The sequence below is a fragment of the Terrabacter sp. Soil811 genome (assembly GCF_001429655.1).
In the GTDB taxonomy this organism is placed as follows: Bacteria; Actinomycetota; Actinomycetes; order Actinomycetales; family Dermatophilaceae; genus Terrabacter.
The window spans coordinates 3,101-22,921 of the sequence record NZ_LMSX01000009.1 but is presented as its reverse complement, the minus strand read 5'-3'; the positions used below and the strand labels follow the sequence as shown (position 1 = coordinate 22,921).

Here is a 19,821-nt window from a genome sequence, read left to right as displayed (position 1 = left end):
ATGGTTGGATTGCCCCACACCTGAGGAGCTGCCGTTGACCGCACTCGCGAGCATCACGTCGTCGACCATGGACCTCGACGACCTGACGCGCGTGCTCCTGATCGGGTCGCTCGTGCTCCTCGTGGCCGTCGCGGCCGTGCGCCTGTCGGTCCGCTCGGGCCTGCCGTCGCTGCTCATCTACCTCGGGATCGGCCTCGCCCTCGGCAACGCCGGCGCCGGCATCCAGTTCGACGACGCGTCGATCACCCGCGTGCTCGGCTACGCCGCCCTCGTGCTCATCCTCGCCGAGGGTGGCCTGACGACGTCGTGGTCCAACATCAAGGACTCGGTGGCCCCCGCCGCGGTGCTCTCGACGGTCGGGGTCGTCGTGTCGGTGCTCGTCGTCGCGGTGGCCGCGCACGCCTTCCTCCCGCTGTCGTGGACGATCTCGCTCCTCATCGGCGCCATCGTCAGCTCGACCGACGCCGCCGCGGTCTTCGCGGTGCTGCGCAACGTGCCGCTGCCCAAGCGCCTCTCGGGGATGCTCGAGGCGGAGTCGGGCTTCAACGACGCGCCCGTCGTCATCCTCGTCGTCGCCTTCTCCGCCCAGGGGGTGCCGGGCGGATCCGCCGACCCCTGGTGGGTGCTGCTCCTGCACGCGGCGCTGGAGCTCGCCGGCGGCGCGCTCGTCGGGGGCGCCGTGGGCTGGCTCGGTGGACAGCTGCTGCACCGCGTCGCGGGCGCGTCGTCCGCCCTCTTCTCCATCGGCGTCGTCGCGCTCACCGTCCTCGCGTATGCCGTCGGCGCGGCCCTGCACGTCTCCGGCTTCCTCGCCACCTACCTCTCGGCCCTCGTGCTCGGCAACATGGGCCTGCCCAACCGGGTGGCGTTCCAGAGCTTCGCCAACGCGCTCGGCTGGATCGCGCAGATCGGGCTCTTCGTGCTGCTCGGCCTGCTCGCGGACCCGAGGCGCCTCGACGAGCAGCTCGTCCCGGCGATCACCATCGGCCTCGCCCTGCTCCTCGTGGCCCGTCCCCTGTCGGTCTTCGCATCGGTCTCGTGGTTCAAGGTGCCCTGGCGCGACCAGGTCTTCCTGTCGTGGGCGGGGCTGCGCGGCGCCGTGCCCGTCGTCCTCGCCACGGTGCCGCTCGTCGTCGGGACGCCCGACACGAAGTGGATCTTCGACCTCGTCTTCATGCTCGTCGTCATCTTCACCATCGTGCAGGCGCCGACGCTGCCTTGGGTGGCCAAGCGGCTGGGGCTCACCGAGCACGTGCACTCCGTCGACGTCGACCTCGAGTCGACCTCCCTCATGGAGATCAGCGCCGACGTCATCCAGGTGACCGTCGGCGCTGAGTCACGGCTGCACGGGGTCGCCGTCTTCGAGCTGCGCCTGCCCAAGGGCGCCAACGTGACGCTCGTCGTGCGAGGCGGCGAGGGGTTCGTGCCCGAGCGGCACACGACGATCCGGCACGGGGACCAGCTGCTCGTCGTCACGACCTCGAAGGTCAGGCAGCGCACCGAGCGCCGCATCCGCGAGATCAGCCGGGGCGGGCGCCTCGCCGGCTGGCCGTAGACTGACCCTCGGTCATCTTCCGCTCCCGACGTCCGAGGTTCACCTGTGCCCACCTACTCCTACGCGTGCCAAGAGTGCGGCCACGCCTTCGACATCCGCCAGTCGTTCACCGACGACTCCTTGACGGTGTGCCCGGAGTGCGGCGAGCCGCGCCTTCGCAAGGTGATCCACCCGGTCGGCATCGCGTTCAAGGGCTCGGGCTTCTACAAGACCGACTCGCGCGCCGCGTCCAAGAGCACCTCGACGCCGGCGGCCTCCGACGGCGCGGGCTCGGGTGACACGAAGAAGAAGGACGGCGGATCGTCGTCCACCTCGACGTCCTCCGAGTCGTCGAGCGGCTCGAGCACGTCGACGCCGTCGAAGACCGCGTCCACGTCCTCGGGGTCGTCGTCGTCCGGGTCGTCGTCGTCCGGGTCGTCGTCCACAGCCAGCTGAGCCCGGGGGATGTTGTCCCCACCCGAGGGCGTATGCCGTCCGGCCGGCCCGGTGCCCGCCCTAGGCTCCTCGCATGACGACTGAGCAGACGACCGTGTCCGACCCCGCCGTCCCGGGAGCTCCCGCTCCGGGTCCGCGCGCCGAGATCGGTGTCATCGGTGGGTCCGGCCTCTACGAGTTCCTCGACGACTACGAGACCGTCGACGTCGAGACCCCGTTCGGGCGCCCGAGCGACCCACTCGTCATCGGTGAGGTCGAGGGCCGCAGCGTCGCCTTCGTCGCGCGGCACGGCAAGGGCCACCGCTTCGCGCCGCACCGCGTCAACTACCGCGCGAACCTCTGGGCCCTGCGCGCGGCCGGCGTCCGCCAGATCCTCTCCCCCTGCGCCGTCGGCTCGCTCAAGCCCGAGCACGGGCCGGGCACCATCGTCGTGCCCGACCAGGTCGTCGACCGCACGTGGGGGCGGCCCCACACCATCTACGAGACCGAGGGTCCGGTCGTCCACGTCGGTTTCGCCGATCCCTACTGCCCCAACGGCCGTCAGGTCGCGGTGGCCGCGGCCCGGCTCTCGGAGCTCGAGGTCGTGATGGACGGGACCCTCGTGGTCGTCAACGGGCCACGGTTCTCCTCCCGCGCCGAGTCGCTCATGCACCAGCAGGCCGGCTTCGGCATCGTCGGCATGACGACGATGCCCGAAGCGGCCCTGGCCCGCGAGCTCGCCATGTGCTTCACGACGATCGCCATGGTCACCGACCACGACGCCGGCGTCGAGGGTGGCGACGCCGTCACGCACGACGAGGTCCTGCGCGTCTTCGCGACCAACGTCGAGCACCTCACCTCGATCCTGCGCGACGCCATCGGCCAGATGCCCGCGCACGAGCCCGACGAGACGGCCACCTGCCCGTGCCGACGCAGCCTCGACGGTCTCGAGCTGCCCTTCCCGCTCCCCTGATGACGGCCGGCGTGCGCTCGGGCTCCCGCTGGCGTCGCGAGGGCCGGCGGGCGGCGTGGCCCGACGGTCCGCGCCGACGCCGGGCCAGGCGCGCGCGCTGGCGGCGGTGGGCCGCGGCGGGGCTCGCCGCCCTGGCCGTGCTCGTGACGGTCGCCGCCCTGCGCCCGGCGCCGGCCGGAGGCGCGGGCGTGCCGACGGTCGTCATGGCCCGGGACGTCGCGGCCGGACAGACGATCGGCGCCGACGACGTCACCGTCTCGGTCCGACCTGGTGGTCAGCGACCCGTGACAGCCCTGTCGACGGTCCAAGCCGTGGTGGGTCGCGTCGCCGCCGCTCCCCTGGTCGTCCACGAGGTCGTGACGCCCGAGCGCCTCGTCGGCCGCGACCTGCTGGCCGGCCAGCCCGACGATCAAGTGGCCCTCAGCGTCCCCGTCCTCGACGCCGCCTCGGTCGGGGCGCGGCCGGGTGACCACGTCGACCTCTACGCCACCGGCTCCGGCACCCGGGCCGCGACCGATGTCGTCGTCCTCGCGGTCCGCGCGGCCGAGGAGTCGACCGGTCTCGGGGCGGGGGCGCCGGCCCGTGTGACCCTCGCGCTCGACCCGACGCAGGCCGCCGAGGTGACGCGCGGTCTCAGCGCGCTCCAAGCCGGCCAGAGTCTGGTCGTCGCCGTCCGGCACGGGTTCGGGGCTGCGCAGTAGGCTCGGCATGCCCGGAGAGTCCGCCTCACACGTCACTCTCGTCGCAGCGTCGCACACGGGTCACAAGCCCAGCAGACAGCAGGACCCACAGGGACGGGTCGCAAACAACCCCCGTGGCATCGAGATCACCCAGTCCAGGGGCACAGAAAGGGACGCGCATGATCAAGGGTTTCAAGGATTTCCTGATGCGAGGCAACGTCGTCGACCTCGCGGTCGCGGTCGTCATCGGCACCGCGTTCGCCAAGGTGGTCGACGCCTTCGTCACCGTCATCATGGACCTCATCGGCAAGCTCGGTGGCAAGCCGGACTTCTCGTCGTTCAAGCCGGGCGGGGTGGCCGTGGGTGCCTTCCTCACCGCACTGGTCGGCTTCGTCATCGTGGCGGCAGCCGTCTACTTCATCGTCGTCGTGCCGATGAACAAGCTCGCCGAACGGCGCAAGCAGGGCATCGAGCCCGAGCCCGAGGCCCCCTCGGAGGAGATCATCCTGCTCACCGAGATCCGCGACAGCCTCCGCGCCCGCTGAGTCGGACCACACGAACGCACGTCGAAGGGGCAGGAGCCGATCGCTCCCGCCCCTTCGTCAGTCCCAGCAGTCACCTCGAGTGGCCGCCCGGCCCCACCCGTCACGTGTGACGACGGGGCCACTCGAGTGTGGGTGCACCCGTCACGTGTGACGACGGGGCCACTCGACGGGATGTCGGGTCAGGTGGGCTCAGTGGTGTCGGACGGGCCTGCCTCCGCGATGGCCATGGTGCCGTAGGCCTCGGGACGCTCGTAGTCGCCGAGGATCTCGGCGAGGGCGAGCGGGCGGGCGGCCTCGGCGTGCCGGCCGGCGCGCTGCAGGGTGCGACCGAGCAGCAGGTGCGCGTAGGAGTCCGTCGGCGACTGCTCGATGACCTCGTTGAGGGTCGCCTCGGCCCGGCCGAGCTGCGCCGACTGGAAGTAGGCGCGGGCGAGCATGAGCCGCAGGTCGGTGACGGAGTGCAGCACCGCGTCGTCCGCGGTCCCGGCCGTGCGCGACGACTCGACCTCGTCGACTAGCTCGGCCAGGGCGGTCGCGGCGGCCACGTGGTCACCTCGCTCGAAGAGACCCTGGGCCCAGGAGAGGCGCAGCGAGAACGGTGTCGTCGTGTTCATGAGGCCCACAACGCCTAACGAGGTCACGGCATTCCGGCACGTCGCGCCGCCGTCGCCCGCGTCTGCTCACTCGTAGTGCGGGGGTCGCTGCTCCTCGAGCCAGCGGTCACCCAGACCTGAGCCCGCGGGGCGCTCGCCCCAGCCGAGGTCGAGCTCGTCGCTGCTGCGGCCGAGCGCCGCACCGGGCTCGCTCGCATCGGCGTCGGGCGTGCCGTCCGCGTCTCCGGTGCCCTTGCGGAACACCCTGCGCCGCTTGCGCTTCGGGCGAGCAGCAGAGTCCGTCGTCGACGCGTCGGCTCCGTCGGAGGAGGCCGGGTCCGTCGCCGGGCGGGAGGCTCCGGAGGCCACGTCGGCACGCTCGGTGGTCCGGTCGCCGTCCGCCGCGCTCGTCGAACCGGCGCCGTCGTCGGGCGTCGACACGGCCCCGTCGGTCGGCTCGACCTCGCGGGGCGGCGACGACGTGCGGGCGAGCGTCACGATGCGTGCGAGCTCCCTCGCGGGGTCGCGGAACACGTCGGTGCTCCAGACCCGCTCGTGCACCCAGCCGAGGCGGGCGAGCTGCTCGGGGCGCAGACGGTCACGGTCACGCGTGCTGCGGAGGGCGGCATACCTGCTCCCGTCGGTCTCGACGGCGATGAGCGCGCGGCCCCGGTGGTAGGGATCCTCGACCGCGATGTCGATGCGGTGGGTGGCCGTGCCGTAGTCCTCGTGGACGGTGAGGCCCTGGCGGCGCAGGCGCTCGGCGAGGTCGTGCCGCAGCGGGTCGACGGTCGTGGGAGCGGAGGCGAAGAGGGTGTCGTCGTCGCCGACGCCACCGCGCCGCTCGGCGTACGCGAGGAAGTCGCGGAGCATGAGCGCGCCCCGGGCCTTGAGCCGCTCGGGGTCGAGGTCGATCGCGCGCAGCGCCGACACGACGGTCATCCGTGCGCGGGCTCGGGTGATGGCCACGTTGAGCCGTCGCTCACCGCCTTCGATGTTGAGCGGGCCGAAGCGGTGCAGGACCCGGCCGTGCGGCGTCTTGCCGTAGCCGATCGACAGGATGATGGCGTCGCGCTCGTCGCCCTGGACGCGCTCGAGGTTCTTGACGAAGAAGCGCTCGTCGCGGGAGTCGTCGAAGAAGGCGGCGACGTCGGGCGCGGTGCGCAGCGCCTCGGTGATCGCCTCCTCGAGGCGGTCGGCGTGCTTGATGCCGAGGGCGATGACGCCGAGCGACTCCGTGGGACGGGTGCGGGCATGATCGAGGACGAGCTCGACGACGCGGGCCACCTCGCCGTCGGTCGTCTCGATGGTGTCGACGCCCGGCTGCACGACAGCCTGGCCGTCGACCGGCTCGAACGTGACGGCCGAGTCGAGCGACGTGCCGGGGAAGGTCGTGAGTCGACCGTCGTACATCGTGTCGTTGGCGAAGGCGATGAGGCGCTCGTCGCGGCTGCGGTAGTGCCACGTGAGGTTGCGGGTCGGCAGGGCCGCGGCGAGCACGTCGAGCACCGACTCGAAGCCCTCGGTCAGGGTCTCGTCGGCGGGGGCGGCGGCATCGGACTCGTCGTCGGAGACGACGGTGAAGAAGTTCGTCGGCGGGAGCTGTCGCTCGTCGCCGGCGACGACGACCTGGCGGGCGCGCGAGATGGCCGAGATCGCCTGGGCGGGCTGCACCTGCGAGGCCTCGTCGAAGATGACCACGTCGAACCAGCGGCCCGGCGGCAGCGTCGACGCGACGACGAGCGGGCTCATCGCCCAGCACGGCTTGATCGCCGTCAGCGTGGACGACGCCTGCGGCATCAGGTCGCGCAGCGGCTTGTGGCGGCGGGCCTTGCCGGCCTCGGCGCGCACGAGCGCTTCGTGGGCCGGGTGGTCGGCGAGGACCTCGCGGATGTTGCGGGCGACCGCGGCACGCACCCGGTCGACGGTCGCCGACTGGTGGGCTCGGTCGGCCTCGGCGAACTCCGCGACGTCGCGGCGCAGTCCCGCTCCGTCGTGGGCGCCGTACGCCGGGTCGCGGACGGTGATCTCCTGGGCGAGGGAGGCCCACCACACGTGCTCGACCTCGGCCGTGACCTGGTCGGTGGGGATCCCGCGGGCCGCGAGGTCGTCGACGACCGGGCCGAGTCCGGTCGAGCGCAGCTCGTCGAGCGCCGAGATGACCTGGGGCAGCACGGCGATCCGGTCGGGTCGGCTCGCGAGCCCGGCGAGCCGGTCCCGCAGGTCGCGCAGCGGCAGGGACGTCAGCGTGCGCCCGTCGGGCCCGACCTGGAGGCGGTCGTCGAGCCACTCGAGGTCCGCCGTGAGGCCGGCCAGCAGCGACAGCCCCTCGTCGAGGCGGGGCGAGATCTCCGGACGGCCGCCTCCGCCGACGAGCTCGAACCAGTGCTCACGCTGCTCGCTGGCCGACACGAGCTCCTCGTGGAGGTTGGCCGGCGGTCGACCGGGGCGCAGGAGCCGCTTGGTCTGCTGCCGGATCTTCCAGCGGTCGAGCCAGCCCATGTCGACGTCGCGGGCCTCACGCCAGTCACGCGTCGCCGTGGCGGCGATGTGCTCCTTGAGCGGGATGTCGAAGACCTCGGGTCGGAACACCTCGAGGGTCTCGCGGACGCTCGACATCGTGGCGAAGGCCGACTTCCAGTCCTCCAGCGAGTTCGCCTCGGGCACATGGGATTCCGACAGTATGCCGTTGAGCTGGCGGGCCGCGTCGTCGAGCCCGCTCGTGCTGTGGCGGGTCGTGACGTCGAGGGCGCGGGCCGCGTCGTCGGCCGTGAGGATGCGGGCGCCGAACCACGGGTCGTCACCGTCCCGCGTCCACGCCCCGAGCCCCGCGGCGTCGCGCAGCCGGCGGCCGAGCTCGACGACCCTCGGGCGGCTCAGTCCGGCGAGGTCGCGGCTGCCGAGTCGGACGTGACACGTCGGCGGAGGCGTGCGCGTGCCGAGCTCGACGAGTGCCTGCTGGGCTTCGTGCGCGGACACACCCCACGGGTCGCGCACGGCGTGGAGCGCCTCGACGTGTTTCTGCAGGCGAGCTCGGCGGTCGCGCAGCGTCGCGGTCGTGCGGTCCGTCTCGGGAGTGTCGTTCTCGACCGCGGCGTCCAGGCTCTTGGCGAACTGCTGGGCGGTCGCGCGCTTGTTCGTCGGCCCGTCGTAGGCGTCGAGCACGAGGTCGCCGAGCCCGAGACGGTCGAGGCGGCTGAGGACGGCGTCGATGGCGGCGCGCTTCTCGGCGACGAAGAGGGTCGACTTGCCCTCCGCCGCGAGCGAGGCGATGAGGTTGACGATGGTCTGCGACTTGCCCGTGCCGGGAGGTCCCTTGACGACGAGGTGGGCGCCCGCGCGTACGGCGTCGATGGCCGCGTGCTGCGAGGAGTCCGCGTCGAGGACGAGGTACTCGTGCTCCGGGTCGGGGTCCGGGTCACTCTCCGGCAGGCGCAGCCGCACCGCCGCGAGCGCCGACTCGTCGCCCGCGAGCGCCGCGACGACGTCGTGGTTGGCCAGGGTGTCGCCCTGGAGGGCGAGGTCGGCGACCATCGGCAGCTTGGCGTAGGAGAAGGTCCCGAGGACGAGCCGCGGGGTGATCTCGAACTCGGGCACGCGCTCGCACGCGTGGCCGAGAGCGGCATACACCGGGTACGGGTCGAAGCCGTTGCCCGCCGTGGCGAGGTCGGCGAGAGCGTCCCCGTCGATCTCGATGCCCTGCTCGGAGCGGAGGTACTCGCGCAGGACGGGGTTGAGCTCGGCCTCGGGGCCGAGGTCGATCTCGAAGTCCTCCTGGGCGGCGCCCGTCGGACGCAGCACGCACGAGCGCAGCAGCACCGGCGAGGCCGGCGGGCGGGCGGCGCGCGGCACGGACCACGTCGCCATGCCGATGGCGATGAAGCCGGCCGCGATGCCGCGCTCCTCGTGCAGCTCGAGGGCCTTGGACCGGATGGCGCGCGCGCGGCGGCGGGCCTCCTCGAAGGCAGCGGGCTCGCGCACGAGGTCGGACAGTCGCGTGCGACGGCCCGCCAGCAGCATCGAGACCCCGCCCGGGTGCGCGGTCGTCAGGTCGAGGGTGCCCGAGGGGAGGTCGCGGTACCAGAGGAGCGTGTTGCGCCCGCCGAGGTCGACGAGCGTGCGCTGCCAGGTCCTGACGGCGGCCGCGACCCGGTCGGCGCGTGGATCGCCCGAGGGCGACTCGGCCTTGGGGGCAGGGTCGGTCCTGAGGGCGTCGGTCATTCCAGCAGGCTAACGAACGAACCTTCGCGTGCCCGCCACCGACAGACCAGCGCGCAGAGGAATCCGTGCTGCGGCAGCCGGTGACGTGCGCTGTCGTCAGCGGTCGCCGAGCGCGGCGCGGGTCTCGCCGATGAGCCGGGCCACGGTCGCGACAGCAGCCGTGAGTGACTCCTCGGTAGCGCCCAGCGCGCCCAGGGCGAGGGCGGCGTCCCGCGAGAACCCCTCCGGCGCCGTGGGCAGGGTCGCGACCGCGGGCACGAGCCCCTTCTCGTTCGTCACCCAGCGTCCGGCGTCCGCGTGCAGCCCGTGGGCACACAGCAGGACTGCCCGAGCGAGCGCCAACGACACGTACGTCGTGTCCGCGCGCCGGGCTCCCTTCTCGGCCGCGCCGACGAGGAAGTCGGCCTCCCAGAGGGCGCCGACCATCGCGTCGCGCAGGGCGAGGGGGTATGCCGTCACGGCCGTTCGCAGGGACGCGAGCCGACCGGCCGGGTCGGCCAGAACGACCCCGGTGGCCAGCTCGGCGGCATACGCCACGTCGAGGAAGCCGAGCGGGTGACCTGCCTGGGAGTGGAAGGCGAACTCACCACGATTCGCTCGATCCGCCTGTGCTGCAACCCGATCGACGTCGCGCAGGATCCAGTCGACGGCGGTGCCCTCGACCTCGAGCCAGCCACCGGCGTCGACCCACGGACCCCACGTGCCGGGCTCCCCCACCGTTGTGTCGCGCCCTGACCACCGGCTCGCGAGACGTGTCAGCTCGGCGGTGTCGGGCACACTCTGGTAGTAGACGCCGAGGTCGACGTCGGAGGTGGGCAGCGCGTCGCCGCGGGCGCGACTGCCGCCGAGCACGACGCCGAGCACCCCGTGCACGCCGGTCAGCTCGTCGACCATCCGGCGCAACGTCTCGTCGGTGATCATCGGGCGGTCCTCGGCATGGGCCGGACGCTACCGGAGCCTCGGTCCGACGGCCGGATCGGGGAGCCTGACCGAAATGTCCGATAACGGAGTCAACGCCCGGTCTGGTATGTACCGTCCCTCGCATGACCGCTCACTCCCCCGAGTCGCCGTCGCCCGCCCGGCCGTCGGCCGCAGCGCCGGCGCGCCGACGCGTGCTCTCCGGGCTCGGGGGCGGCGCAGCCCTCGCCGTGGCCACCGCGACGACCGCGTCCGCGGCACCCACGTCCGCGGCAGGGGCGCCCGCGACGGCCACCCCCGCGGTCATGGCCGCAGCCGTCACGACCGACCCCGTGCTGCACCTGCTGCGACGCGCGACGTTCGGCCCGACGCCGGCGCTGGTCGCCGAAGTGCGCACGACCGGGACGACGGCCTGGCTCGACGCCCAGCTCGCCCCGTTGACCAAGGTGCCCGACACCGCCATGGACACGATGCTGGGGCGCTGGACCCGCCTGGGCTGGAAGACGTGGGAGGTGCGCGAGCGCCTCGAGGGCGGCGACACGTGGACCGTCATGATGGACCTCGTCGAGGCGCACCTGGCCCGGGCCCTCTTCTCCCGCAGGCAGCTCCTCGAGACCGTCGTCGACTTCTGGACCAACCACCTCGTCGTCCCGGTCCCGAGCAGCGAGGTCTGGGACAGCTCGCACCTCTTCCAGCGCGACGTCATCCGCAAGCACGCGCTCGGCAAGTACTCCGACATGCTCAACGCGGCAGCGCGGCACCCGTCGATGCTCAAGGTCCTCGACAACGCCGACAGCACGAAGAAGGCGCCGAATGAGAACTACGGCCGCGAGCTGCTCGAGCTGCACACCGTCGGCGTCGGGAAGTTCACCGAGGCCGACGTCAAGATGTCGGCACTGGCGCTGACCGGTCTCAGCGTCGACTCCGAGTCGGGTCTCTACTACTACCGGCCCAACCGTCGTCACGTCGGGACCGTCAAGGTGCTCGGCTGGAGCGACCCGAACGCGACGCCCGAGAACGGCAGCGCCGTCGCGACGCTCTACCTCAACTACCTGGCGAACCACCCGGCGACGGCGAATCGCATCGCCACGAAGCTCGTGACGCGCTACGTCTCCGACACGCCGCCGGCCACTCTCGTCACCAAGCTCGCACAGGTCTACCTCGCGAACGGCACTGCCATCGCTCCGGTGCTGCGAGCCCTCTTCCTCTCCCCCGAGTTCGTCGCCTCGGCCGGCCAGAAGATCCGCACCCCCTACGAGGACGCCCTCGCGTCGTGCCGCATCCTCGGCCTGACCCCCGAGCCGGTCCCGGCGGCCGGGGTGACGAGCGACCTGCGCGGCCTCTTCTGGCAGATGGGCACCTTCGGGCAGGCACCGATGGGGTGGCCGGCTCCGAACGGCTATCCCGACGTCGCCGCCGCCTGGAACGGCGCGTCGAGCACGCTCAACCGCTGGAACTTCCATCTCGGCCTCGCGGGCAACTGGACGCTCAAGGCGATGAAGCGCCCCGACGTCACGACGCTCGTGCCGACCCCGCTGCCGACGACGTATGCCGCCCTCGTCGACGCGCTCGCCGCGAAGCTGCTCATCACGCTGACGACCGCGCAACGCGACGCGATCTGCCGGTTCGTCGACCACGCCCCCGGCGACGCCCTCAAGGCGGGTGCTGCGGCCGTGACGTGGCGGCTCCCGTCGATCGTCGCGCTCCTGCTCGACTCCCCCAACTTCGCGACCCGCTGAGGACGACCATGACGACCCATCCCGCGACCGCGTCCACAGCCCCGTCCCTGACCCAGTACCCGGCCGAGTCCGGCGTCCCCCCGGAGGGCTGCGGCTGCCCGCAGGGGCAGGCCCTGACCTCGCAGGTCTCCCGCCGCACGTTGCTCGCGGGCGCGTCGGCCCTGGGAGCGCTCGGCGCCGTCATCGGCACCGCCGGCCCCAGTGCCGCCACGCAGCTCGCCTTCGCCGGGACGGCCTACACCGGCGACACGATCGTCATCCTCAGCCTCCGCGGCGGCTTCGACGGTCTGTCCGCGGTGGCCCCCGTCGGGGACCCTGCGTACTTCGCGGCGCGGCCCGCGATCGCGATCCCCGCGTCGCGGGCGATCAGGCTCGACAGCATGTTCGGGCTGCACCCTGCCCTCGCGCCGCTCAAGCCGATCTGGGACGCCGGCGGACTCGCCGCCGTGCACGCGGTCGGCCAGGTCAACCCGACGCGGTCGCACTTCGAGGCCATGGCCACGATGGAGAACGCCGCGCCCGGCTCGACGCTGCGCACCGGCTGGCTCGACCGCATGATCGGGCTGAGCGGACCGGTCTCGACGTTCGCGTCCGCGTCGGTCGGATCGGCGACGACACCGCAGTCGATGATCGGCCCGAACCCCGAGGTCGCGATCCGCACCGTCGACAGCTTCAGCCTCAGCGGCGCCAGCACCCCGGATGAGCAGACCCGCTGGACGACCGCCCTCAACGCCTTGTATGCCGGGGCGCCCGCCGCGCTCGCGGCACCCGCGAAGGCGACGCTCGGGGCGCTCTCGACGATGTCACCGCTCAAGGCCGCCGGCTACACCCCGGCCAACGGGGCGGCATACCCCAAGGGTGCCGTCGGCGACGCCCTGCGCGACCTCGCTCGCCTCATCAAGGCACGGATCGGCCTGCGGGCGGCGACGGTCGACGTCGGCAACTGGGACATGCACTCGGGCCTCGGGTCCAGCGACTCGGGCTGGATGTTCCGCCAGCTCACCGAGCTCGGCCAGGCGCTCGCGGCCTTCAACCAGGACCTCGGCGCGCAGATGAGCGAGGTGACCCTCGTGACGCTCAGCGAGTTCGGTCGCCGCGTCGCGCAGAACGGCTCCGGTGGTCTCGACCACGGCCACGGCAACGTCTCGCTCGTCATGGGCGGCGGGGTCCGCGGCGGGCAGGTCTACGGCCGCTGGCCCGGCCTCGCGGCGGCCAACCTCGACAACGGTGACCTCGCCGGGACGACCGACTACCGGACGATCCTCGCCGAGGCGCTGGAGAAGCGGGCGCAACTGTCGTCGTCGACGGTCTTCCCGCTGCTCGCTGCCGACCGTCTCGGGATGTTCACCGCCAAGGCCTGACCCTCGCCGACGCACGGCCGCCCGACAAATGGGTGGGGGTCGCCCTCGCCCTGCGCCAGACTGGCCGACGTGGACGAGGTCGAGGTGGTGGTCGCCCATCAGGAACGCGCGACGCTGCGTGTAGGTGACGTGTTCCTCAAGGTCGACGCCGATCCGGCCCGCACCGAGGGCGAGGTCGAGGCGATGACGCTGGCGCCGGTCCCGACCCCGGAGGTCCTGTGGTGCAGGCCGTCCGTGCTCGCGCTCGCTGCTCTGCCCGGGGTGGCGCTCGGTCGCCTCGGCGAGCCGTCGACCGCCTCGGCCGCGGCGTGGGCCGCGGCGGGTGCGGTCCTGCGCGTCCTGCACGACGCGCCGCTGCCGCCGTGGTCCGGGGCCAGCCTCGACGAGAAGGCCGCGAGCCTCGACGCCGAGTGCACGTGGCTCCTGACGAACGACGTCCTCCCGGCCGAGCTCGTGACGCGCAACCGTGAGCTCGCCGAGTCCGCGCTGCGACCGTGGACGCCGGTGTTCATGCACGGCGACCTGCAGGTGGCCCACGTCTTCGTCGAGGGAGACGAGGTCACCGGCATCCTCGACTGGTCCGAGGCGGGTCGGGGCTCAGCGATGTACGACCTCTCGAGCCTGACCCTCGGGCACCCGGAGCACGTCGCAGACGTCGTCGCCGGCTACGGCGCGGATGCCGTCGACCTCGACGTGGTCCGCGCCTGGTGGTCACTGCGGAGCCTGACGGCGATCCGCTGGCTCGTCGAGCACGGTTTCGACCCGGCCGCGCCCGGGTGCGAGATCGACGTGCTCAAGGCCCAGCTCTGAGGCTGCGGCTCCGCGACCTGCTCAGCGGTCGATCATGCGCTGCATGGCCTCGGGGTAGCGGTCGCCATGGACCTGCACGCTGGACGAGGCGGCGTCGAGCTCGGCGAGGTCCTCGTCGGTGAGGGTGAGGTCGGTGGCACCGAGGTTCTCGTCGAGGCGCTCCAGGCGCCGGGTCCCGGGGATCGGCACGACCCACGGCTGCTGCGCGAGCAGCCAGGCGAGGGCTACCTGACCCACCGTGGCCCCCTTGCGATCGGCGACCGCGGTGATGAGGTCGACGAGGGCCAGGTTGGCCTGCAGGGCCTCCCGCTCGAAGCGTGGGAGGGAGGCGCGGATGTCGCCCTCGCCGAACTCCGTGGCGGCGGTGACCTTCCCCGTGAGGAAGCCCCGTCCGAGCGGACTGAACGGGACGAAGCCGATGCCGAGCTCCTCGAGGGCGGGCAGGATCGCGTCCTCGGGCTCGCGCCAGAAGAGGGAGTACTCGCTCTGCAACGCCGTGACCGGCTGCACGGCGTGGGCCCGGCGGATCGTGTCGACCCCGGCCTCGGACAGGCCGAAGTGGTGCACCTTGCCCGCCTCGATGAGCTCCTTGACGGTGCCGGCGACGTCTTCGATGGGGACGTCGGGGTCGACGCGGTGCTGGTAGAGCAGGTCGATGGCGTCCGTGCGCAGTCGTCGCAGGGAGCCGTCGACGGCGGCGCGGATGGCGTCGGGTCGGCTCGTGACGCCCGTCTGGGTGCCGTTCTCGTCGAAGGCGAAACCGAACTTGGTGGCGATGACGACGTCGTCGCGGACCGGCTGCAGGGCCTCGCCGACAAGCTCCTCGTTGTGGAAGGGGCCGTAGACCTCAGCGGTGTCGAAGAGGGTGACGCCCCGGTCGACCGCGGCACGCAGGAACGTCACCATCGCGTCCCGTGGTGGTCGCGGGCCGAAGGACTGGCTCATGCCCATGCAGCCGAGGCCGAGGGCGGAGACCTCGAGGCCTCGGGTGCCGAGTGTGCGGTTCTTCATGTGGGTTCTCCTTTGGTCGCGTTCGTGGTGGAACTCGTTGGTGCTCAGAGCTGCCCGGCGGGTCGCAGGAGGATCTCGTTGATCGCGAGGTGGCGGGGCCGGCTGAGGGTGAAGGCGATGACGTCGGCGATGTCCTCCGCCGTCACCTGGGCTTGGTCGTAGAGCCTGCCGACGCCCTCTCGGGTCTGCTCGTGCGTGATGTGGGTGGGCAGCTCGGTGTCGACCACGCCGGGCTCGATGAGGGTGACGCGCACGTCCGGGAGCAGCTCCTGCCTCAGCGACTCCGACCACCCGTTGAGGCCCCACTTCGTCGCCGCGTAGACGCCGTTGCCGGCACGAGCGGTGCGCCCGGCGACCGAGGAGATGTTGACGATGTCGGCGCCGGTCGGGCTGGAGCCGGCGGCCGTGAGCTGCCCGAGGAAGACCTCGGTCGCAGTGATCGCGCCGAGCAGGTTGACCTCGACCATCTGGCGGTAGTCGTCGCGCTGGTCGGCGCCGAACGGTCCGAGCAGCATGACGCCGGCGTTGTTGACGAGGACGGCCGCCCCGCCGAGCTGGGCCTGGACGCGGTCTGCGGCGGCGAGGAGGCTTGCGCGGTCGGTGACGTCGGCACGGACGGCGAGGGCTGCAGGGCCGAGCTCGCCGGCGAGAGCGTCGATCCGGTCGGCGCGCCGCGCGAGCAGCGCGACCCGGTAGCCCGCGGCGACGAGGGAGCGCGCGGTCGCGGCGCCGATGCCGGAGGAGGCTCCGGTGACGACGGCGACTCGGCCCGGCTGGCTGGTCTGGGTGGTGGTGGTCATGCGCTCTTCTCGCTCGTGGTCGTAGGAGTGCGAGGCCGGTTCAGGCCTCCGGGATGGCGCGCCCGAAGGTCTCGAGCGTGATGTCGGCCGGCTCGGGGCCACCGCGCGTGCCGGTGTCGAGGGCGTCGATCGCGCTCAGCTCGTCCTGGGTCAGGACGAAGTCCAAGACGTCGAAGTTCTCCGCGATGCGGTGCGCCTTGGTCGACTTGGGGATGGCGGAGCGTCCCTGCTGGAGGTGCCAGCGCAGCATCACCTGGGCGGGCGTCTTCCCGTGGGCGTCGGCGATCCCGCCGATGACCGGGTCCTGGAGGGTGCTGCCGTGGCTGCCGTCGCGGTAGAAGGTGATGCCACCGATCGGGGACCACGCCTGCGTCAGGATCCCGTGCTGGGCTCCTAGCTCCTGGACTGCCTTCTGCTGGAAGTAGGGGTGCAGCTCGATCTGGTTGACCGCGGGCACGACCGTCGCCGCATCGAGCAGGGCGGTGAGGTGGTCGACCATGAAGTTGCTGACGCCGATGGCGCGCACCTTGCCGTCCGCGAGGAGCGTCTCCAGCGCCCGGTACGCCTCGAGCGTCGTGTCGAAGGCGGACGGGAGGGCCTGGTGCAGGATCAGCAGGTCGATCTGCTCGATGCCGAGCTTGCTGGCGCTCTTGTCGAAGCCGTGCAGGGTCTCGTCGTAACCGTAGTCGCTGATCCAGATCTTCGTCTCCAGGAAGACCTCGTCACGGGACACGCCGGAGCTGCGAACGGCCTCACCGACCTCGCGCTCGTTGCCGTAGGCGGCGGCCGTGTCGATGTGCCGGTACCCGGTCGCGAGCGCGGCCTCGACGGCGGCGCGCGTCTCCTCCGGAGGGGTCTGGAACACCCCGAGTCCGATGGCCGGCATCTCGACCTCGTTGTTCAGCTGCAGTGTCGTCATGTCTTCGACCGTAGGCGCGAGCCCGTGCCGGTGGCAGTGACGGCCTTGACCGGTAACGCCAGCCCCTCCCTGGACCCGAGCCCACCGCATACGGTCGGGGCATGGACAACAGGGCTGAGGTGCGCGACTTCCTGACCTCCCGCCGCTCGCGGCTCACCCCGGAGCAGGCGGGTCTGACGCTGTACGGGAGCAACCGTCGGGTCAAGGGCCTGCGACGCGAGGAGGTTGCGGTCCTGGCCGACGTCAGCACCGACTACTACACGCGCCTCGAACGCGGCAACCTCTCCGGGGTGTCTGAGTCGGTCCTGGACTCACTGGCGACGGCGCTCCAGCTCGACGAGTCCGAGCGGGTCCATCTCTTCGACCTCGCCCGGGCAGCCAACGCCGGCAACCGACGGCGACGGACACCGGTCAAGGAGCAGCTGCGACCCGGCATACAACGCATTCTCGACTCCCTGTCAGCGCCGGCCTACGTCCGCAACAACCGCCTCGACCTGCTCGGTGTCAACGCACTCGGGCGAGCCCTGCTGACCGACCTCTACGACGGCGGCACGACACACCCCAACCTGGCGCGCTACCTGTTCCTCGACGACCGCTCGAGGGACTTCTACGCCGACTGGACCAGGGTCGCCAAGGACGTCGTCGCGTCCCTGCGCCTGCAGGCGGGCCACACGCCGTCCGACCGCGGCCTGACGGACCTCGTCGGCGAGCTGTCCACTCGCAGTGAGGAGTTCCGCACCTGGTGGGCGGGCCACACCGTCCGCCTCCACCGCACCTCGACGAAGCAGATGCACCACCCGGTCATCGGGGACATCGAGCTGACCGGCGAGGCGCTGGAGCTGCCCGGAGACACCGGGCTCACGATCATCACCTACACGGTCGAACCCGGCACGCCCTCTGCCGAAGCGCTGCAGTTCCTCTCCAGCTGGGCCGCGAGCGAGCCGGCTCCGAGCAGCACCCACGAGACGACGAGCTGACCGGCTGACCGGCTGACGGGCTCAGCCAGCACGGCGCGAGCCCGCCCCTCGGGTCCTGTGATTGCCTGTGCCGACTTGCGGCCCGGCCGCTGACGCCCTGATCATCTGGTGATGAACCAGACGCCTGCTGCGACGAAGCTGAGACGTGCCGTAAGGGCGGTCATCCTGGCCGAGGACGACCGGGTCCTGCTGTGTCGCTTCAGCTTCCCGCACCCAGCGGTCCCGACGGGCGCAACGGTCGTGTGGGCGGCCCCCGGCGGCGGCATCGAGCCCGGCGAACTGCCTCTGGCGGCACTGCGCCGTGAGCTGCACGAGGAGACCGGGCTCGTCATCGACGCCGACCCGCCTCACGTCTGGCACCAGGAGGTCGTCGCGCCCGGCCACGCCGACGGCTACGACGGGGTGGTCAACGACTACTTCCTGGTCCGAACCCCGCTCTTCGATCCCCGGGGCGCCCTGTCCGACGACGAACTCGCCGCCGAGCACATCAGCGCGATGCGATGGTGGCGGCACGCAGAGATCGCCGAATACGACGGAACCGACTTGTTCTCACCTCGCGACCTCGCGAGACCGCTGGCGGCCTTGATCGCCGGCGACATTCCGGCCACGCCCGTGACGTTCGGCCTGTGATCCGCTGACGCATAGGCGTCTGCTCCTGTCGCCGACAACTCTCGGCGGCCGACGCTGGCAGCCCTGCGCGAGAGCGCCCCTTGCGGTCCAGTCGCCTGTCCCCGTTGGTCGGCCCGCCAGGGCTTTGTCGCGCTAGATCCCAGCGAGGGTTCAGCCATATGCCCCGACCTCGTGGCATATGGCTGAAACCCGCAGACCTGTGGTGATGCGATGAGCCCGGCAGGTGTGCTCCCGTGGGGCTGGATCGAGCCCAGTGCGCTCAAGGAACGCGGAAGCACTCGGTCAAGTCCGTATCGGTGGTGTACGACGGTGATCCGTCAAGGTGGTTCGGTTAGGCGGTGATCGCCGCGGCGATCAGGTCGTTGGTCACCTCCTCAAGATCGTCGTCGGTGGTGCGGTCGGTCAGGACGGCTCGGGCGTTCTTCAGCGCTTCCAGGCCGAGGTAGCGGCGTTGTTCGGCCCACTCGTCGTGCTGCTCCGCCAGGACCGCGCCGACGAGGCGGATGATCGCCTCCCGGTTGGGGAAGATGCCGACGACGTCGGTGCGGCGGCGGATCTCWCGGTTGAGGCGCTCGTTCGGGTTGTTGGACCAGATCTGGCGCCAGATCTCYTTCGGGAAGACGGTGAAGGCGAGGATGTCGGCGCGGGCGAGCTCGAGGTGCTCGGCCACGGCGGGGAGCTTCTCGTACAGGCCCTCGAGGACCCGGTCGAACTGGGCGTTCACGGCCTCGGAGTCGGGCTGGTCGTACACCGAGTGAAGTAGCGCCTTGACCCACCCCCACTGNGATCGGAAGAGTCGTTCGGGTTGTTGGACCAGATCTGGCGCCAGATCTCYTTCGGGAAGACGGTGAAGGCGAGGATGTCGGCGCGGGCGAGCTCGAGGTGCTCGGCCACGGCGGGGAGCTTCTCGTACAGGCCCTCGAGGACCCGGTCGAACTGGGCGTTCACGGCCTCGGAGTCGGGCTGGTCGTRCACCGAGTGAAGTAGCGCCTTGACCCACCCCCACTGCGACTTCGGCGTCACGGCCATCAGGTTCGCGGCGTAGTGGGTKCGGCAGCGTTGCCAGGACGCGTTCGGCAGGGTTGCCCCTATGGCCTCGACKAGGCCGGCGTGCGCGTCGCTCGTGACGAGCGCGACGTCGGTGAGKCCGCGGGCCGTCAGGTCCCGGAAGAACCCGAGCCAGCCRGCGCTCGATTCTGTTGTGGCSGTGTGGATCCCGAGGACCTCACGGTAGCCGTCGGMGTTSACGCCGGTCGCGACCATCACCGCCACCTTCACGACCCGGCCGGCCTCGCGGACCTTCATCGTCAGCGCGTCGGCCGCGACGAACGTGTACGGCCCCTCGTTCAGGGGTCGGGTGCGGAACGCGGCGACCTGCTYGTCGAGGTCCTTGGCCATCACCGACACCTGCGACTTGGACAGGCCGGTGATCCCGAGCGTCYKKACGAGCTTGTCCATCCGCCGGGTGCTGACGCCCAGCAGGTAGCAGGTCGCGACGACCGTCGTCAGCGCCGCCTCCGCACGGCGGTGCCGCTCGAGCAGCCAGTCCGGGAAGAAGGTCCCCTCACGCAGCTTCGGCACCGCGACATCCAAGGTGCCGGCGCGGGTGTCGAGGTCACGGTGCCGGTAGCCGTTGCGCGTGTTGACCCGGTCGGGGCTGCGGACCCCGTACTCG

17 protein-coding genes and 1 pseudogene are annotated in these 19,821 nt (G+C 71.7%); 10 read left to right on the top strand and 8 right to left on the bottom strand.

What is annotated here, in order from left to right; translation table 11 throughout:
* Window positions 1-34 precede the first annotated feature (34 nt).
* The 5 genes from ASH01_RS15735 (at window position 35) to mscL (ending at window position 4,167) form a co-directional block, all read left to right on the top strand.
* Window positions 35-1,555, top strand: coding sequence for a potassium/proton antiporter (locus ASH01_RS15735; RefSeq protein WP_082619906.1), 1,521 nt, complete (start codon window positions 35-37; stop codon window positions 1,553-1,555).
* Window positions 1,556-1,600: 45 nt separating this feature from the next.
* A complete protein-coding gene (locus ASH01_RS22620; RefSeq protein WP_082619905.1) occupies window positions 1,601-1,990 on the top strand; it encodes an FmdB family zinc ribbon protein in 390 nt (129 codons plus the stop codon).
* A gap of 73 nt (window positions 1,991-2,063) precedes the next feature.
* The gene (locus tag ASH01_RS15725; protein WP_200961807.1) at window positions 2,064-2,942 is read left to right on the top strand and encodes an S-methyl-5'-thioadenosine phosphorylase; all 879 of its coding nucleotides are present in this window, start codon (window positions 2,064-2,066) and stop codon (window positions 2,940-2,942) included.
* Window positions 2,942-3,643 (top strand): SAF domain-containing protein, encoded by a 702-nt coding sequence (locus ASH01_RS15720; protein WP_056777874.1) that lies wholly within the window; start codon window positions 2,942-2,944, stop codon window positions 3,641-3,643. The genes ASH01_RS15725 and ASH01_RS15720 overlap by 1 nt, the downstream gene beginning before the upstream one ends.
* A gap of 158 nt (window positions 3,644-3,801) precedes the next feature.
* On the top strand, window positions 3,802-4,167 hold the full coding sequence (gene mscL, locus ASH01_RS15715) for a large conductance mechanosensitive channel protein MscL (protein ID WP_056777871.1): 366 nt from the start codon (window positions 3,802-3,804) through the stop codon (window positions 4,165-4,167).
* Window positions 4,168-4,346: 179 nt separating this feature from the next.
* On the opposite strand, the gene ASH01_RS15710 is transcribed toward mscL, so the two are convergent.
* The 3 genes from ASH01_RS15710 to ASH01_RS15700 form a co-directional block, all read right to left on the bottom strand.
* Window positions 4,347-4,781 (bottom strand): tetratricopeptide repeat protein, encoded by a 435-nt coding sequence (locus tag ASH01_RS15710; protein ID WP_056778641.1) that lies wholly within the window; start codon window positions 4,779-4,781, stop codon window positions 4,347-4,349.
* 66 nt (window positions 4,782-4,847) lie between these two features.
* Entirely contained in the window at window positions 4,848-8,981 is a 4,134-nt protein-coding gene (locus ASH01_RS15705) for an AAA domain-containing protein (protein ID WP_056777869.1), read from the bottom strand.
* A 96-nt stretch (window positions 8,982-9,077) separates the two neighbouring features.
* Window positions 9,078-9,902: a nucleotidyltransferase family protein gene (locus ASH01_RS15700; protein ID WP_056777866.1), complete on the bottom strand. Its 825-nt coding sequence runs from the start codon at window positions 9,900-9,902 to the stop codon at window positions 9,078-9,080.
* A gap of 122 nt (window positions 9,903-10,024) precedes the next feature.
* Between ASH01_RS15700 and ASH01_RS15690 the strand changes: the two genes are divergently transcribed.
* The 3 genes from ASH01_RS15690 (at window position 10,025) to ASH01_RS15680 (ending at window position 13,809) form a co-directional block, all read left to right on the top strand.
* Window positions 10,025-11,638: a DUF1800 domain-containing protein gene (locus ASH01_RS15690; protein WP_156415616.1), complete on the top strand. Its 1,614-nt coding sequence runs from the start codon at window positions 10,025-10,027 to the stop codon at window positions 11,636-11,638.
* Window positions 11,639-11,646: 8 nt separating this feature from the next.
* Window positions 11,647-12,999 carry a DUF1501 domain-containing protein gene (locus ASH01_RS15685; RefSeq protein ID WP_082619903.1) on the top strand — a complete coding sequence of 451 codons (1,353 nt, stop codon included), beginning with the start codon at window positions 11,647-11,649 and terminating at the stop codon, window positions 12,997-12,999.
* Between the two features lie 69 nt (window positions 13,000-13,068).
* Window positions 13,069-13,809, top strand: a complete 741-nt coding sequence (locus ASH01_RS15680; protein ID WP_056777857.1) for a phosphotransferase family protein — start codon at window positions 13,069-13,071, stop codon at window positions 13,807-13,809.
* Window positions 13,810-13,830: 21 nt separating this feature from the next.
* Here ASH01_RS15680 and ASH01_RS15675 read toward each other — a convergent pair whose 3' ends face one another.
* Genes ASH01_RS15675 through ASH01_RS15665 form a run of 3 tightly spaced genes read right to left on the bottom strand, consistent with a single transcriptional unit; the run spans window position 13,831 to window position 16,539 of the window.
* Entirely contained in the window at window positions 13,831-14,820 is a 990-nt protein-coding gene (locus ASH01_RS15675) for an aldo/keto reductase (protein ID WP_056777854.1), read from the bottom strand.
* A gap of 44 nt (window positions 14,821-14,864) precedes the next feature.
* Window positions 14,865-15,620, bottom strand: a complete 756-nt coding sequence (locus ASH01_RS15670) for an SDR family oxidoreductase (protein ID WP_056777851.1) — start codon at window positions 15,618-15,620, stop codon at window positions 14,865-14,867.
* Between the two features lie 40 nt (window positions 15,621-15,660).
* Window positions 15,661-16,539, bottom strand: coding sequence for an aldo/keto reductase (locus ASH01_RS15665; protein WP_056777848.1), 879 nt, complete (start codon window positions 16,537-16,539; stop codon window positions 15,661-15,663).
* Window positions 16,540-16,640: 101 nt separating this feature from the next.
* Here ASH01_RS15665 and ASH01_RS15660 point away from each other — a divergent pair, with 101 nt between their 5' ends.
* Both ASH01_RS15660 and ASH01_RS15655 read left to right on the top strand, forming a co-directional pair.
* On the top strand, window positions 16,641-17,516 hold the full coding sequence (locus tag ASH01_RS15660; RefSeq protein WP_056777844.1) for a helix-turn-helix transcriptional regulator: 876 nt from the start codon (window positions 16,641-16,643) through the stop codon (window positions 17,514-17,516).
* Between the two features lie 111 nt (window positions 17,517-17,627).
* On the top strand, window positions 17,628-18,146 hold the full coding sequence (locus ASH01_RS15655; RefSeq protein WP_056777841.1) for an NUDIX hydrolase: 519 nt from the start codon (window positions 17,628-17,630) through the stop codon (window positions 18,144-18,146).
* Between the two features lie 331 nt (window positions 18,147-18,477).
* Here ASH01_RS15655 and ASH01_RS15650 read toward each other — a convergent pair.
* Together ASH01_RS15650 and ASH01_RS22615 are read right to left on the bottom strand one after the other, a co-directional pair.
* A pseudogene (locus ASH01_RS15650) lies at window positions 18,478-18,930 on the bottom strand (transposase); the annotation flags it as partial.
* A 1-nt stretch (window position 18,931) separates the two neighbouring features.
* On the bottom strand, window positions 18,932-19,821 hold an 890-nt coding region (locus ASH01_RS22615; RefSeq protein WP_156415635.1), incomplete at both ends, for an IS256 family transposase.

Bases quoted from the DNA above. Each gene is read 5' to 3' on its own strand.
- ASH01_RS15710 (WP_056778641.1), bottom strand. From the start codon at position 4,781: ATGAACACGACGACACCGTTCTCGCTGCGCCTCTCCTGGGCCCAGGGT.
- ASH01_RS15675 (WP_056777854.1), bottom strand. From the start codon at position 14,820: ATGAAGAACCGCACACTCGGCACCCGAGGCCTCGAGGTCTCCGCCCTC.
- ASH01_RS15690 (WP_156415616.1), top strand. From the start codon at position 10,025: ATGACCGCTCACTCCCCCGAGTCGCCGTCGCCCGCCCGGCCGTCGGCC.
- ASH01_RS15720 (WP_056777874.1), top strand. From the start codon at position 2,942: ATGACGGCCGGCGTGCGCTCGGGCTCCCGCTGGCGTCGCGAGGGCCGG.
- ASH01_RS15705 (WP_056777869.1), bottom strand. From the start codon at position 8,981: ATGACCGACGCCCTCAGGACCGACCCTGCCCCCAAGGCCGAGTCGCCC.
- ASH01_RS15670 (WP_056777851.1), bottom strand. From the start codon at position 15,620: ATGACCACCACCACCCAGACCAGCCAGCCGGGCCGAGTCGCCGTCGTC.
- ASH01_RS15700 (WP_056777866.1), bottom strand. From the start codon at position 9,902: ATGATCACCGACGAGACGTTGCGCCGGATGGTCGACGAGCTGACCGGC.
- ASH01_RS15725 (WP_200961807.1), top strand. From the start codon at position 2,064: ATGACGACTGAGCAGACGACCGTGTCCGACCCCGCCGTCCCGGGAGCT.
- ASH01_RS15660 (WP_056777844.1), top strand. From the start codon at position 16,641: ATGGACAACAGGGCTGAGGTGCGCGACTTCCTGACCTCCCGCCGCTCG.
- ASH01_RS15685 (WP_082619903.1), top strand. From the start codon at position 11,647: ATGACGACCCATCCCGCGACCGCGTCCACAGCCCCGTCCCTGACCCAG.
- ASH01_RS15665 (WP_056777848.1), bottom strand. From the start codon at position 16,539: ATGACGACACTGCAGCTGAACAACGAGGTCGAGATGCCGGCCATCGGA.
- mscL (WP_056777871.1), top strand. From the start codon at position 3,802: ATGATCAAGGGTTTCAAGGATTTCCTGATGCGAGGCAACGTCGTCGAC.
- ASH01_RS15655 (WP_056777841.1), top strand. From the start codon at position 17,628: ATGAACCAGACGCCTGCTGCGACGAAGCTGAGACGTGCCGTAAGGGCG.